Annotated in this window: 14 protein-coding genes and 1 tRNA gene; 3 read left to right on the top strand and 12 right to left on the bottom strand. The window is 61.1% G+C overall.

Translation table 11 applies throughout. The features are described 5' to 3' along the window. Nucleotides 1–28: 28 nt before the first annotated feature. From P3C50_RS05655 to P3C50_RS05635, 5 genes are all read right to left on the bottom strand, one after another. Entirely contained in the window at nucleotides 29–718 is a 690-nt protein-coding gene (locus P3C50_RS05655; protein WP_275545200.1) for a polysaccharide lyase family 7 protein, read from the bottom strand. 96 nt (nucleotides 719–814) lie between these two features. After that, complete coding sequence (locus tag P3C50_RS05650) at nucleotides 815–1606, bottom strand: ABC transporter ATP-binding protein (RefSeq protein ID WP_275545199.1); 792 nt, start codon at nucleotides 1604–1606, stop codon at nucleotides 815–817. A gap of 129 nt (nucleotides 1607–1735) precedes the next feature. After that, complete coding sequence (gene ntrB / locus P3C50_RS05645; RefSeq protein WP_275545198.1) at nucleotides 1736–2587, bottom strand: nitrate ABC transporter permease; 852 nt, start codon at nucleotides 2585–2587, stop codon at nucleotides 1736–1738. A gap of 12 nt (nucleotides 2588–2599) precedes the next feature. Next, complete coding sequence (locus P3C50_RS05640) at nucleotides 2600–3883, bottom strand: CmpA/NrtA family ABC transporter substrate-binding protein (protein WP_275545197.1); 1284 nt, start codon at nucleotides 3881–3883, stop codon at nucleotides 2600–2602. A gap of 361 nt (nucleotides 3884–4244) precedes the next feature. Beyond that, nucleotides 4245–4559, bottom strand: coding sequence for a transcriptional regulator (locus tag P3C50_RS05635; RefSeq protein WP_197855793.1), 315 nt, complete (start codon nucleotides 4557–4559; stop codon nucleotides 4245–4247). A gap of 153 nt (nucleotides 4560–4712) precedes the next feature. Between P3C50_RS05635 and P3C50_RS05630 the strand changes: the two genes are divergently transcribed. Next, nucleotides 4713–5105 (top strand): hypothetical protein, encoded by a 393-nt coding sequence (locus tag P3C50_RS05630; protein WP_343252177.1) that lies wholly within the window; start codon nucleotides 4713–4715, stop codon nucleotides 5103–5105. A gap of 102 nt (nucleotides 5106–5207) precedes the next feature. On the opposite strand, the gene P3C50_RS05625 is transcribed toward P3C50_RS05630, so the two are convergent. Then, entirely contained in the window at nucleotides 5208–5897 is a 690-nt protein-coding gene (locus P3C50_RS05625; protein ID WP_275545195.1) for a crotonase/enoyl-CoA hydratase family protein, read from the bottom strand. Nucleotides 5898–6081: 184 nt separating this feature from the next. On the opposite strand from P3C50_RS05625, the gene P3C50_RS05620 reads away from it, so the two are divergent. Both P3C50_RS05620 and P3C50_RS05615 read left to right on the top strand, forming a co-directional pair. Continuing rightward, nucleotides 6082–6300: a hypothetical protein gene (locus tag P3C50_RS05620; RefSeq protein ID WP_275545194.1), complete on the top strand. Its 219-nt coding sequence runs from the start codon at nucleotides 6082–6084 to the stop codon at nucleotides 6298–6300. A 92-nt stretch (nucleotides 6301–6392) separates the two neighbouring features. After that, nucleotides 6393–6482, top strand: a tRNA-Ser gene (locus P3C50_RS05615). Nucleotides 6483–6537: 55 nt separating this feature from the next. Here P3C50_RS05615 and P3C50_RS05610 read toward each other — a convergent pair. From P3C50_RS05610 to P3C50_RS05585, 6 genes are all read right to left on the bottom strand, one after another. Next, nucleotides 6538–7545 (bottom strand): tyrosine-type recombinase/integrase, encoded by a 1008-nt coding sequence (locus P3C50_RS05610; RefSeq protein ID WP_275545346.1) that lies wholly within the window; start codon nucleotides 7543–7545, stop codon nucleotides 6538–6540. Between the two features lie 69 nt (nucleotides 7546–7614). After that, nucleotides 7615–8892, bottom strand: coding sequence for a hypothetical protein (locus P3C50_RS05605; protein WP_275545193.1), 1278 nt, complete (start codon nucleotides 8890–8892; stop codon nucleotides 7615–7617). 153 nt (nucleotides 8893–9045) lie between these two features. Next, nucleotides 9046–10236 carry a zonular occludens toxin domain-containing protein gene (locus tag P3C50_RS05600; RefSeq protein ID WP_275545192.1) on the bottom strand — a complete coding sequence of 397 codons (1191 nt, stop codon included), beginning with the start codon at nucleotides 10234–10236 and terminating at the stop codon, nucleotides 9046–9048. Next, nucleotides 10236–10553 (bottom strand): DUF2523 domain-containing protein, encoded by a 318-nt coding sequence (locus P3C50_RS05595; RefSeq protein ID WP_275545191.1) that lies wholly within the window; start codon nucleotides 10551–10553, stop codon nucleotides 10236–10238. Before P3C50_RS05595 ends, P3C50_RS05600 begins: the two co-directional genes overlap by 1 nt. A gap of 1 nt (nucleotide 10554) precedes the next feature. After that, entirely contained in the window at nucleotides 10555–11913 is a 1359-nt protein-coding gene (locus P3C50_RS05590) for a virulence factor TspB C-terminal domain-related protein (RefSeq protein ID WP_275545190.1), read from the bottom strand. Between the two features lie 136 nt (nucleotides 11914–12049). After that, nucleotides 12050–12256, bottom strand: coding sequence for a major capsid protein (locus P3C50_RS05585; RefSeq protein ID WP_275545189.1), 207 nt, complete (start codon nucleotides 12254–12256; stop codon nucleotides 12050–12052). Nucleotides 12257–12264 lie beyond the last annotated feature (8 nt).

Genomic DNA, 12264 nt, shown 5'->3' with positions numbered 1-12264 from the left:
AAACGGCGATTGTATGCTGCTGCGTGCCCTAGCGGTGCAGGCTGTTGAGATGATGGAAGGTCACCCGGCCGCCTTCGTTGTCCGGCCCGGAATTGTCCTGGATATAGGCGCCCGCCTTGAAGTACAGGTACTGGGTGTTCCAGCGGCTGCTGAGCTGCCGGTAGATCGCGCCCTCGTCACCGTCGCTGCTGGCCACGCTGACCCCGAGGCGCCCGCTGGGCGTCACGCGCAGGTCGTAGCCGAAACGCTCGCCAAGCTGCACGTTCTCGGCCAGCAGGATGTTCTGCACCTTGCTGTCTCCGGGGCGGGCGCGCAGCAACAACTCGACGCGGCCGACGCCGCGGCGATAGTGATACTGCAGCTTGGCCAGCGGGTCGTTCTGGCTGCCCGGCACGTCGGTGCTGTGGATCTGGCCAATCACCACCTTATTGCGGCTGGGCACCCGCTCCACCTGCAGTACGGCACTGAGGTAGTTGTCCGAACTGGCGTGCTGCCAGTTGCTCAGGCTGCCGTCGCGCTGGGTTTCGCGTAGCTCGCTGCGCGGATAGCGCGCATCCGCGGTGGTCGAGCCGGTTACCGGGACCCAAAAGGTCACGCTGCCGTCGCCGTTGCGTCGGAAGTAACGGCTTTCGTAGCCGTTGTTCAGGCGCTCGGTGCTGATGGTGGTGGGTGCGGGGTCGGTGGGGATCGACAGGTTCCAGGTCGTAAGGTCTAGCACGGCGTTCTCTGCTCGTCGGTTGGAGGCACAGGTTCGTCCCTGAATCGACCCAGAGGTTCCCGCTCCGGCCCTCCAGCCAGAGCGGTTGCCACAGCTTCAGGCGGCCGGGCGCTGCTGGCGCTGGTAGAGGAACTCCAGCACGGCGGTGCGATAGCTGTGGTACTGCGGGTCATTGGCCAGCGCCAGGCGGTTGCGCGGGCGCGGCAGTTCGACGGCGAGGATTTCGCCGACGGTGGCCGCCGGGCCATTGGTCATCATCACGATGCGATCGGACAGCAGCACGGCCTCGTCGACGTCATGGGTGACCATCACCACGGTGCTGCGGGTCTGCGCGACGATGCGCAGCAGCTCGTCCTGCAGATGCGCGCGGGTGAGCGCATCGAGGGCACCGAACGGCTCGTCCATCAGCAGCACCTTCGGCTCCATGGCCAGGGCGCGGGCAATGCCGACGCGCTGTTTCATGCCGCCGGAGATCTCGCTGGGATGCTTGTGCATGGCATGGCCGAGGCCGACCATGTTCAGCGCCTGCTCGGTGCGGGCCTTGAGTTGGGCCTTGCTTTCCTGCGCGCCGAACACCCGTTCCACCGCCAGATGGACGTTACCGAAGCAGGTCATCCAGGGCAGCAGACTGTGGTTCTGGAACACCACGGCGCGCTCCGGGCCGGGGCCGTCGATCTCGCGGCCATTGCAGATCAACCCCCCTTCGTTGGCTTCAAGCAGGCCCGCGATCAGATTGAGTACGGTCGACTTGCCGCAACCGGAATGGCCGATCAGCGCTACGAACTCGCCGCGGGCGATGCTCAGGTTGACGTCGGCCAAGGCCTGGAAGCGGCCTTTTTTGGTATCGAAATGCTTGGATACCTGGGTCAGCTCTACGAATTTTTCCATCGAAATTCTCCCATTCTCTCGCCGTAGCCCGGATGCAATCCGGAGGATTTGGGTCATGGCGACCCGGATTTCATCCAGGCTACTCTTCATTTAAAACAACGAGTTGGCGTAATGTCTTGTAAGGCTTTATCAGCTTGCGTAATCGAAGCGCCTGGCAATTAGTAGCAGCGTCTGCTCCAGCGCCAGGCCCACCAGGCCGACGATGATGATGGCGATGAGAATGTGCTCGACGTTGAGGTTGTTCCACTCATCCCACACCCAGAAGCCCAGGCCGATGCCGCCGGTGAGCATCTCCGCGGCGACGATCACCAGCCAGGCCACGCCGATGGCCAGGCGGATGCCGGTCATCAGGTGCGGTAGCACGGCGGGGAAGAGGATGCGCGTCAGCACCTTGAACTCCGACAGCTTGAGCACGCGGGCCACATTCAGGTAATCCTGCGGCACGCTGGCAACGCCCGCCGCGGTGTTGAGAATGATCGGCCAGATCGAACTGATGAAGATCACCCAGATCGACGCCGGCCCCGCTGCCTCGAACACCAGCAGGCCGATCGGCAACCAGGCCAGTGGCGAGACCGGACGCAGCAGGCTGATGATGGGCGCCAGCATGCCGGCGAGAAAGGCGAAGCGGCCGATGGCGAAACCCAGGGGAATGCCAACCAGCGCAGCGAGACCGAAGCCGATGCCGACTCGACCGAGCGAATTGAGGATGTTCCAGCCGATGCCCATGTCGTTGGGGCCGTTGTCGTAGAACGGGTCGGCGAACAGCACCAGGGCAGCCTGCCAGGTGCTCAGCGGCCCCGGCAGACCTTCGCTGTATTGCGCCAGCAGCGACCAGAAGCCGATGAAGGCGAGGATGCCCAGCAGCGGGGCGATACCGGCCTTGGCCAGGTGACCGAGGGTCGTTGCGCTCGGCAGCAGGGCGGCAGGCGAAAGGCGCGGTTTGCTGACTGTGGGAAGGGGCGTTTTCAGGGGCGCGTTCATGATCACCTCCGGTCAAGCTTTGATGGCGAAGGAGTCGGCGTAGGCGGCCGGGTTGCTGCCGTCCCAGACCACACCGTCGATCAGCGTGCTGCTGCGCAGCGGGCTGCTCGGCACCGCCAGCTTGAGCGCGCCAGCAGCTTCGGCGTACAGCGCGGTCTGGTTGATCTGCGCGGCCACGGCGGCGTAGTCCGGCGCGTCCTTGAGCAGGCCCCAGCGCTTGAACTGGGTCAGGAACCACATGCCGTCGGAGTGATAGGGGAAGTTGACACTGCCGTCCTTGCAGAAGGCCATGGCGTGCTCGTCCTTCCAGCTATTACCGAGGCCGTCCTCGTACTGGGCGAGGAAGCGCGGCTCGATCACCTGCACCGGCGCGTTGACGTAAGCCTTGCCGGAAATCAGCTTGGCGGTGCTCTTGCGGTTCTCCTCGCTGGCCTCGATGAAGCGGCTGGCATCAAGAATCGCCATGATCAGCGCGCGCGCCGCATTGGGGTACTGCTCGACGAAGGCGCGGGTGGTGCCGAGCACCTTCTCCGGGTGGTCCGGCCAGATCTGCTGGGTGGTGGTGGCGGTAAAGCCGATCTTGTCGAAGATCGCCCGCGCGCCCCAGGGCTCGCCAACACAGAAGCCGTCCATGTTGCCGACGCGCATGTTGGCGACCATCTGCGGCGGCGGTACGACGATGGTCTTCACGTCGCTCATCGGGTTGATGCCCAGGCTGCCGAGCCAGTAGTACAGCCACATGGCATGGGTGCCGGTGGGGAAAGTCTGGGCGAAGGTCAGCGGATTACCGCCTTTCTTCACGTGCTCGGCCAGTTGCGCGCCGTTGGTTACCCCGGCTTCGCGCAGCTGCTTGGACAGGGTGATGGCCTGGCCGTTCTGGTTCAGTCCCATCAGCACCGCCATGTCCTTCTGCGGGCCGGCGAGGCCGAGCTGGGCGCCGTACATCATGCCGTAGAGCACGTGGGCGGCATCCAGCTCGCCGGTGCCCAGCTTGTCGCGCACGCCGGCCCAGGAGGCCTCCTTGCTCGGCTTGATGGTCAGGCCATACTTCTCACCGAAACCCTGGGTGGCTGCCACTACCACCGATGCGCAATCGGTCAGGGGAATGAAGCCGACCGTCAGCGCGGATTTCTCCGGTGCGTCGGAGCCGGCAGCCCAGGCCGCACTGCGTAGCGATGCGGGGGCGGACAGGCCGAGTGCGGCGATACCGCCTACGGCGCCGGCCAGGGCGATGGATTGCTTGAGGAAGTTGCGGCGGCTGGTGCCGAAGGGCTTGGTCGAATCACGATCGGTCATGGGTCTAATCCTTGTCAGGCGCATAAACAAAAACGGCGTACGCCAGGCCACCTCGTTAAGAGGAGGTGACCTGACGGACGCCGTTGTCCGTGATCCCCGGCCCGCCGCCGTTGGCGTGCTACGCAGGATGTTGACAGGGCATTAGCAAGGGGCTTGCCAGCTTTCGCTCGCGATACTCGGCGATACACGAACGGAACTGCGGATAAGAGGCTGTAGGTTATAAATCAATGGTTTGCAGCTATTTGATGAGATCGATTGGAGCCTTAACGGCTTTGCGCAGGCGCCATGTTGCGGGCCTGCCGTTGAGCCAATGCCGTGCATGGCCGTGCGTCACTGAGCGTTTTTGGTTCGCCCTGCCGGCTCAGGAGGCCGGCTGTACATGGGCTTCTTCGACGTAATCGCGCAACCAGCGCAGCACCTCGACGGCTTCCCAGCGGGCCGGATCGAACAGCGCGTAGGCCAGCCCCTGATAACCGACCACATCCAGCTGCCGGTGATAGCCAGCGCGCTGCAACAACGCCTCGATCTCGGCGAAGCAGGTATTGAAGTGCTGACGATTAAAGGGCGTGCGGCTCTCGGTGACGATGCCTTCGAGCAGCAACTCGTCGACCATCTCGCGAACGCGCTCCAGCGGCATGCGGTTCACTCGGTGTTTCAGCTGCAGTACGTCCAGCATGATGGCGCTCCTATGTGCTCGGTCATTTGCCTGCGAATAGGGTAATCGAAAAATACTGTACAAATAAACAGTATTGGGTAATAGTGGCCTCATTCAGGCGACAACGACCCGCCCACCATGCAGATGTGGGCGCCTTGCAAGGGGGTATTGGCAATGCAACACATGCTGATGACGATTGTGCTACTGGCCCTGTTGAGTGGCTGCGCGCAACCGCAGATTGAGCGACCACAGGCCAACGGTGCCTATCTGGTGATCGAGGGCGAGCAGGCCTGGGCCGTGCTGGTCTCCGATGGTCAGCGGGTTGAAGAGGCGGGCGTGGTGCTCGACGTGATCCACCTGCCCAGCCACCACTCCAATATCGCCGCCAGCTATGTGATCGAGACGCCCAATTGCGGCAGGCTGCAATGGCTTACCGAGCGTCATGGCGCTGCCGAGGGCGAAACCACGCTGCTGCCGACAGCCTTCAATGAGCAATTGAGCAAGCCTGGCTGCGTGCTGGCCCAGGGTATGAGCAGGGCCTGGACGGCGCTTGACTACTCCGGCTGAACACGCAGCAACCTTCGCCCTCAGAGCAACAGGCCAAAAACTAAAAAGCGCCGCGACCTCAACGGAAGCGGCGCTTTTTTCTAGGCGCGATGTGTCGCGTGCTTACATCAGGTGCTGCTTGTCCGTCTCGATGGCCGCATCGAGGGTTTCCAGTAGCGCCTTGCGCACCTTCAACTTGGTGTTCTTGTGCGCCGTCATGTTGATCTTCTTCATCTGCTGCGCCGCAGCCTGTGCGGTGGCCAGCAGTTGCTCGGCCGGCACCACCTTGTCCAGGAAGCCGGCATCCACGGCGCCAGCCGGGTCGAACATCTCGCCATTGATCACAGAGCGGTGGAAGGCCGACTTGCGCAGGCGATCACGGGCCAGCTCGATACCGACATGGTGCATGGTCATGCCGATCTGCACTTCGTTCAGGCCGATGCTGAACGGGCCTTCGACGCCGATGCGGTAATCGCTCGACAGCAGGATGAAGGCACCCTTGGCCACGGCATGGCCAGGGCAGGCGACGATGATCGGGAAGGGGTGGGCAAGCATGCGCCGCGCCAGGGTGGAACCTGCAGCGACCAGGTTGATCGCGTTCTGCGGGCCGGAGGTCATTACTTTCAGGTCGTAGCCGCCGGAAAGAATGCCTTGCTGACCGGTGATGATGACGATGGCGCGATCCTGCTCGGCGCGGTCGAGCGCAGCATTGAAGGCAGCGATCACGTCAGGCGAGATGGCGTTGACCTTGCCATTGCTCAGGGTGAGGGTGGCGATGCCGTCTTCGAGTTGATAGCTGATCAGGTCGCTCATGGCAGTTTTCCTTGTTGGAGCCGCAGGCTGAATGTCGGCAGAAGGTACTCAGCCCAATCGCTCCGGTAAAGCGCCGTGACTGACTGGCGGGTCAGCGGTTTTGCCTATCGTGGCGATGCCGGATGGCAATTGGCGGGCAGCGAAGCCTGGCTATTAAGGTGGCGGCGAAGCGAAGGAGCTGTCCATGAACATCCTGAATTCCATCCTTTATACCCTCGCAGTGATCGGCCTACTGCTGGGCTCGGTCACGCTCAGCGAAATGCTCTACCTTCGCAGCCCCGCCGGTGTGCTGCTTCTGTTCGGTGCGGGGCTGTTCATGTCCCTGGGTTTCCTGCTGTTCGGCCACCTGCGTTTCGACGAAACGCCTGCCGAAGGCCCAGAGGAAAACCCGCTGCGCTCTTAAGCGCATGAATCCTTTAAAAAAATTTGCCATTCGGAAAACATTCGACTACATTAGCGCACCTCGACGGGCTACAGGCCAAAACGTCGAGATCCGGTGAAGTGTCCGAGTGGTTGAAGGAGCACGCCTGGAAAGTGTGTATACGGGAAACCGTATCAAGAGTTCGAATCTCTTCTTCACCGCCACTTTCGCAATACCTAAAGCCCTGAGAACTGAGAAGTTTTCGGGGCTTTTTGCTTTTCAGCTTTCGGCAGGTGTCGAAGAAGTGTCGAAAAGCGGATTCAAGGTCAAAGCATCCTGCAGATGGTCCGGTGACAGGTGCGCATAGCGCATGGTCATTGCCAGCGACGTATGCCCCAGGATTTTCTGCAGCGTCAGGATGTTCCCGCCCCGCATGACGAAGTGACTGGCGAAGGTGTGCCGTAGCACGTGCGTGGCCTGGCCGGCCGGGAGCTTGATCGAGGTCTTATCCAGCACACGGCTGAAGGTCAGCATGCAGTTGGTGAACAGGCCGTGACGCTTGAAGTAGACATGTAGCGCCCTCTCCAGTGCGCTATCGATAGGAATCGACCGGGTTCGCTTCGACTTAGTGTTGGCAAAGGTCACCATGCCGTTACGCACTCGCTCAGGTGTCAGCGCTTGGGCTTCTCCCCACCTGGCACCCGTACTCAGACAGACGCGAGCGATCAAGCCGATTCCTGGGCTGGTGGTGCGGTCATCCAGGGCCTCGAGCAGTTCGGCTATCTGGCAGGTCGAGAGGAAGGAAATAGGGCGTTCCTGCAGGCGTAGCGGGCGGACGTTGACCAGCGGGTTCGGGTAGTCGATATCGCCCAGGCGGTGCAGCTCGTTGAACAGGGCTTTCAGGTAGCCGAGCCGGTTGTTCATGGTCTTGCCTTGAATGCCGGCCTTGAGCAATTCGCTGCGTGTTTCGCAGAAGGCGTTGCCGGTTAGCTTGACCGCGATGGGGTCGCCCAGGTCTTTAGCCAGATTCTGCAGAGTGCGGAGGATCGCGGCACCATCAGCCAACGCATGGCCGTGCAGTTCATGGTACCGGGTGCAGAGTTCAGACAGGCGGCGACGATCTTTCGGCTTGGGCGTCCAGGCTGGCGAGTCGATGCAATTGGCCCTGCAGGTCGCTTCAAAGCGCTGGGCTTCACCCTTGGTCTTGAAGGTCTTGCGGAAGCGACGGCCCTTGATGGGTTCAACGTCGACTTTCCAGCGACCATCACTCAGTTGCTCAATTGCCATGGTGACGGCCCTGGCCAAGCGCGTGAGCATCAGCGTGTTTGTCTTGTTTGTGTATTTGGCAAACAAACATCAGACAGCACGCCCCCAACGAACATGGCGTTCCTCAAGGATGCCTTTGATGTGCTTATACAACCCGTCTTCGTCCATGCCCTTAGCGGCGTAGTGGTCGCGGATCACCGGCCAGCACTCCCAATCCTTGAGCCGATAGAAAGCCTTTCTAGCGCCCACTCGCTCCCGTGCCAGCAGGCTGACGAAGTTTCCCAGGAATAACTCGACGTTCTTGCCGGAGAAGCCCCGCGAGGTCTTGTATTGGCGCTTGTACTCGGTTTCGTCCACCAGGGAATCAACCGGCAGATCCACGCGAACGTCTTCGCGGATCAGGGTCCAAATGGGTTCGAAGTAACCAGGGCGAGCCAGTAGCTTGAATTGGCGCAGGCCATAGCGCCACAGGCCGTCTAGGTGCGGGGCAAAGGCGGCGTAGCTGTTGGTTTCAATGATCTGGCTGGTCTGCAGATCGAACGAGCCCGAGGCGAATTGCTGGATCACAGAGTGGTGGTAACGCAGCTCTACGCGCCAGACGTCTTGCTCTGGGTCGTAGTTGTCCGGGTCGCCTTCATCGAAGCTATCGCGACGTCTCCACACGCCTTCCCAGTAGTCGAGCTTGTCGATGGCGCGGGCCTGTTCGGTCTTGTTGTAGATACCGAGCTGGACGCCACCAGCTGAGCCGAACAGGTAGGACTGACCTTTGCCGTAGGTCGCAGACTCCAGCGTCCATTGGATTTCCTTGATGCCGGAAATATCGCGGGCAGCGCGTGCGCGGCAGTGCATACGGGCGACCAGATCGGCGGGCGGTTGCCAGCCTTGCAGATCCAGGGCGAGGTGAACGGCGCATTGGTTGCGCTCGATGTTGGTCAGCACGTGGCCGGCGTAGTAGTCCAGGCGTTCCTGCAGGCGCTCGGGGCAGAACTGGTCGATAGCATGGGGTGACACTTCGATTTTCAGGTGGGGGCCGATGTTCTCGATTTTGGCGTTGAAGTTCTTCACCAGCAGGATGATGCCTAGGTCAGCATTCTGCAGCTTGTACTGGTACCCGGAATCCTTGCTGACGCGACCCGAGTGCCAACGCTGGCCCGCGAAGTCAACGATGGTGCCGGGCTTGTCGAAGAGGCTCATGATTTCCGGGCGGATCAGGCCGCGATAGAGCTGGCGGACGGTGTCGACGCTACAGGCCAGGATTCGGACGTTGGAAAGGTCAGTTATCCGAGCGGTCATGCTGTCGAAAAACAGCCTACCGGTTGGGTTTTTATTGAACTCACGATCAACGCGGAGTTGGTCTTTAACTGCCATTTTCTAATGCTCCAAATAGTGCCGAATCGACACGTTTAACCTTGGTTTATCTGACGTGCTACAGGGACGTCAGCGCCCGCGCGGCGGCGCACACGCGCGCTCGTGCCTCGCACGCAACCACGCCGCCGCGCATGGCGTTCCGTTGGTGTTCGCTCACAGGGCACCCTGATAGCCGCTCAGCGACGGCCATGCAGCGCCTACCGGTGTGTTAGCGCTGGCAGAAGGAGCAGGGCGCGGAGGCGGGTTTTGGGGAGGCTGTTGTTCTGGCTGTGCCTGAGAAATCTGGCCGTTGGGATCGGGCAGGCGATCAGGCTTTGCAGGATCGAACGCGCCTTCTTCGACGTAGGCCATGCAGGCTTCAAAGGACACCACCGCCCGAGTGCCTTGTTGGGTGTTGCAGCGACAGCCATACACCTTGCCGTCGCGATAGCCCAGGACGAGGCGCTTGTGATTCCTGGCCACCATCTGCTGATCGGTCGAGTACATGCAGGACAGGCGCGGATAGGTGACGGGCCGGGTGATTTCGTCATAGATCGGCGCCGAGCTGGGTACATCGGGCAAGCGGGGCACTCGCTGTGCGACGTACTCTTCAGGCGACAGCGGCGCGGCATTGTTGGGGGCCGGCTGTTGCGCCACGGGTTCGCCGGTCGGTGACGTGGCGCCCGCCTGTTCGACGGCTTCGGCCTGGGGCTTGGGCGGGGCTATGCGCCGTTCATAGATGCCATAGCCGAAGTAGGCGATACCGATGATGCAGGCGATAAAGACGAACAGCGCCCGGGGCGGCTTGAACTTCATGTGATGCTCAGAGCCTTCGGCCACGGACTGGTACACGCCGAAGTACTTCTTATCGAGTAGCACCCGTGTGGCCTGGCCGTCGGTGAAGTCGTTTTTCTTCTCAACGTCCATGTTCACGCGCTCGAATTCCCAGCGCTTGATGACCTTGCCTTTATGGCCTCGCACGTAGTGAATGTGCGAGTTGCAGAGCTTGCGGAAGTGGGTGTCGAGCAGGCCGGGGTTTTGGGTGATGCAGTGCAGTTCATGGCCGCGATGGCGCATGGTTTCCAGGGCGCTGGCGTAGGCGGGGACGGCAGAGCCGGCAGGGCGAACGCGGAAGAAGGTCTGCGCTTCATCGATGACGATCATCGCGTTCTGCGGCAGCTCGTGCCATTTCTGCGGTTCGTCGAATTCTTGCCAGACCGCTTCCAGCACTTCGGCGTTCGGGTTGAAGCCGCGGATGTTGTGGTAGTAGACCGGGCGGCCTTCTTTCGCGGCTTTGGCGTCTACTTCCTTGATGGTGTTTAAGGTCTTGCCGTTGCCCTGCAGACCCGTGCGCAGAACGAACATCAGCCGCCAGCCTTGTTGAGCAGGGCAAGGCCGGTGATGGTGCCGGTAATGCGGTCCATCCCCGCCAGCATCAGGCGAGCGATGACGGCGGCGATAATGATGTTGATGGCCACATCGATCTTGGCCATGCCGAGGATGGCTGCGACCGGTGGCGGGATGGAGCCGAACAGGCCCTTGATATAGCTGTCGACAGTGTCAATCAGTTGGCCGATACCGACATAGGCGACGTAGGCAAAGCCCAGGGAAGCCAGCACCCTGAAGGCAAGGCCAGCGACGATGGAGCCGAGGAAGGTGGCAAGCAGTGGTAGTAGTGGCATATCAAGACCCCTTGATTCCGCGTCCGATGGAGACTGCAAAGAAGATCGAAGCCAGGGCGACAATCAGCGGGCCGATGGCTTCGGCGAAACGGCAGGCGGGCTCCCAGCTAAACGAGTAGCTGCGACCCATGACGGAAAAGCTCTGTGGTGATGGGCAGGATTGAGGCAGCCAGCGGCCTTTGTTCACGGCTTCGGTGAACAGGCCGCTGACGGCGATGGATTTCTCTTCCAGCTGGTAGTCCTCACCGGCCAGTTCGGAGGCGATATCGCTGCGGACCTGTTCGTCGTACTTCCATTGGCAGATCTGGTTTTTGTTGGCGCGCAGGATGGCGCACTGGATGACGTCGCCTTCGCACTTCAGCTCGGTGTCGCAGGCTTCGCCCTCGACGCTGGGCTTTACGCATTTGTTCGGGTCGGTTTTGGGGTCGCAATCGCCGTCATCGTTGCCCTTGCACTGGTTGGGATCGGTTTTCGGATCACAGTCGCCACCGTCCGTGCCTTTGCATTGGTTCGGATCGGTCGCGGGATCGCATTCGCCATCCCCTTCGCCATCCCCTTCGCCGTCTCCCTCGCCATCACCTTCGCCGTCCCCATCCCCGTCGCCATCCTCACCATCGCCGTCTTCGCCGTCACCATCGTCGGGCGGGCAGACTTCGCCGGTGCTTGGGTCGCATTCTTCAGGTTCATCAGGGACGCAGGTGGTGCCGGACCATGAGTGGCCAGGGCCGCAATCTGGCGGCGGGTCGGTTGGGTCCGTTGGGTCGGTGGGATCGGTCGGTGGGGTGCCACCGGTAGGGTTGTCGCCAGGCTGGCACTCAGCGCCGGTGAACTTGCCTACGCCCCAGCAGACGCCAGTGGTAGCGCCTTCGGAAACAGGGGCACATTCCGAGGTACCGAGGGCGATACGGCAACCGGCTTCACAGCCATATTCGATTGGGCCAAGGCCGTTGAGGTCGGGCCGCAGCATGGACCAAGTTGTGTTTTGGTCTTTTTTTGATTCGCATTGGGATGGCGGCGCTTCGCATGCGCCAGTCCCTGAATTATATGTATGACCGGGCTGGCATGAAGACCCAGAACGAAAAACGTCAAGGCGAGCAGAATTAACAATAGTAGGAGTTGATGCACCGTTTTGATAACGATCACCACGGCATGTATAAAGAGCTTCAGTCTTTTGGGTCATGCCGGAGTAACGCCAGTATCCGTTAGCGGTAAGAACGTTATCAACGGCAGCAATACAAGCAGAAAGAGCAGAAGGATAGCGATCAATAGAATTGCCCTGGATCACCCAGTAATAATAATCATCAGAAAAAGAAGGCGAGGAAGCAGAAAGTAAAACGAGAAACAAAAAGGAACGAACCATCTCAAACCCGCCCAAAGAACAGAGCCCAGAACGCCATGACGATGATGATGGTGGTCAGCATGTTGGCGTCCATGAAAAGCCCTTATGTGAAAAAGCCCGATAACGAATTACCGGGCTGGTTTTGGAACAGCCGGCCTTACAGCGCGCGGCGGATGAACTTGAAGGCGGCAATCGCGATGATTACGCCGAGGACGATGCCCGCGACCTCGACGCCATCGGCCTGAGCATCAGTGAGGGCAGTGGTCACGCCAGTCGGGAGGGCGGCGTGGGCTTGCTGCATGGCCAGCAGGCCAACAGCGGCGGTAGCACCGAGCGAGCGGCGCAGGACTTTCAGGTTTTGCATGGGTGTGT

The organism is Pseudomonas sp. Marseille-Q0931, from assembly GCF_940789645.1.
Lineage (GTDB): Bacteria > Pseudomonadota > Gammaproteobacteria > Pseudomonadales > Pseudomonadaceae > Aquipseudomonas.
Note: the sequence above shows the minus strand (reverse complement) of the source record. Positions and strands in the feature narration are given on the sequence as shown.

Coding starts and splice junctions, on each gene's coding strand:
- P3C50_RS05590 (WP_275545190.1), bottom strand. CDS start 11,913: ATGGTTCGTTCCTTTTTGTTTCTCGTTTTACTTTCTGCTTCCTCGCCT.
- P3C50_RS05585 (WP_275545189.1), bottom strand. CDS start 12,256: ATGCAAAACCTGAAAGTCCTGCGCCGCTCGCTCGGTGCTACCGCCGCT.
- P3C50_RS05640 (WP_275545197.1), bottom strand. CDS start 3,883: ATGACCGATCGTGATTCGACCAAGCCCTTCGGCACCAGCCGCCGCAAC.
- P3C50_RS05625 (WP_275545195.1), bottom strand. CDS start 5,897: ATGAGCGACCTGATCAGCTATCAACTCGAAGACGGCATCGCCACCCTC.
- P3C50_RS05620 (WP_275545194.1), top strand. CDS start 6,082: ATGAACATCCTGAATTCCATCCTTTATACCCTCGCAGTGATCGGCCTA.
- P3C50_RS05630 (WP_343252177.1), top strand. CDS start 4,713: ATGCAACACATGCTGATGACGATTGTGCTACTGGCCCTGTTGAGTGGC.
- P3C50_RS05600 (WP_275545192.1), bottom strand. CDS start 10,236: ATGTTCGTTCTGCGCACGGGTCTGCAGGGCAACGGCAAGACCTTAAAC.
- P3C50_RS05595 (WP_275545191.1), bottom strand. CDS start 10,553: ATGCCACTACTACCACTGCTTGCCACCTTCCTCGGCTCCATCGTCGCT.
- ntrB (WP_275545198.1), bottom strand. CDS start 2,587: ATGAACGCGCCCCTGAAAACGCCCCTTCCCACAGTCAGCAAACCGCGC.
- P3C50_RS05610 (WP_275545346.1), bottom strand. CDS start 7,545: ATGGCAATTGAGCAACTGAGTGATGGTCGCTGGAAAGTCGACGTTGAA.
- P3C50_RS05650 (WP_275545199.1), bottom strand. CDS start 1,606: ATGGAAAAATTCGTAGAGCTGACCCAGGTATCCAAGCATTTCGATACC.
- P3C50_RS05635 (WP_197855793.1), bottom strand. CDS start 4,559: ATGCTGGACGTACTGCAGCTGAAACACCGAGTGAACCGCATGCCGCTG.
- P3C50_RS05605 (WP_275545193.1), bottom strand. CDS start 8,892: ATGGCAGTTAAAGACCAACTCCGCGTTGATCGTGAGTTCAATAAAAAC.